1 rRNA gene is annotated in these 610 nt (G+C 56.1%); it reads left to right on the top strand.

What is annotated here, in order from left to right:
- Positions 1-610 (top strand): 23S ribosomal RNA (locus KBX19_RS11290); the annotation flags it as partial.

Genomic DNA, 610 nt, shown 5'->3' with positions numbered 1-610 from the left:
CAGTGAGACTGTGGGGGATAAGCTTCATAGTCGAGAGGGAAACAGCCCAGATCGCCGGTTAAGGCCCCTAAGGGTGTACTAAGTGGAAAAGGATGTGTAATCGCGAAGACAGCCAGGAGGTTGGCTTAGAAGCAGCCACCCTTGAAAGAGTGCGTAATAGCTCACTGGTCGAGTGGTTGCGCGCCGACAATTCAGTGGGGCTCAAGTACACCGCCGAAGCCGCGGCATATTTTTTATATGGGTAGGGGAGCGTCGTGCATGGGGTGAAGCGTTACCGGAAGGGGGCGTGGACTGTGTGCGAGTGAGAATGCAGGCATGAGTAACGAATGATGCGTGAGAATCGTATCCGCCGGATGACTAAGGGTTCCTGGGTCAAGTTCGTCTTCCCAGGGTGAGTCGGGTCCTAAGGCGAGGCCGACAGGCGTAGTCGATGGTCAACGGGTTGATATTCCCGTACCCGTGCATACGCGCCCAAGTGCGAAGCGGTGATACTAACCACCCTGACCACCCGCCATGCATTCCTTTGGTTTGCGGGTGGGTGTGATGCGTGGGGCCTGATCCGTTGTAGTTCAGTGATGGGGTGACGCAGTCAGGTAGCTACGCCACTTAA

The sequence above is a fragment of the Corynebacterium sp. CCUG 71335 genome (assembly GCF_024454075.1).
In the GTDB taxonomy this organism is placed as follows: Bacteria; Actinomycetota; Actinomycetes; order Mycobacteriales; family Mycobacteriaceae; genus Corynebacterium; species Corynebacterium genitalium.
Note: the sequence above shows the minus strand (reverse complement) of the source record. Positions and strands in the feature narration are given on the sequence as shown.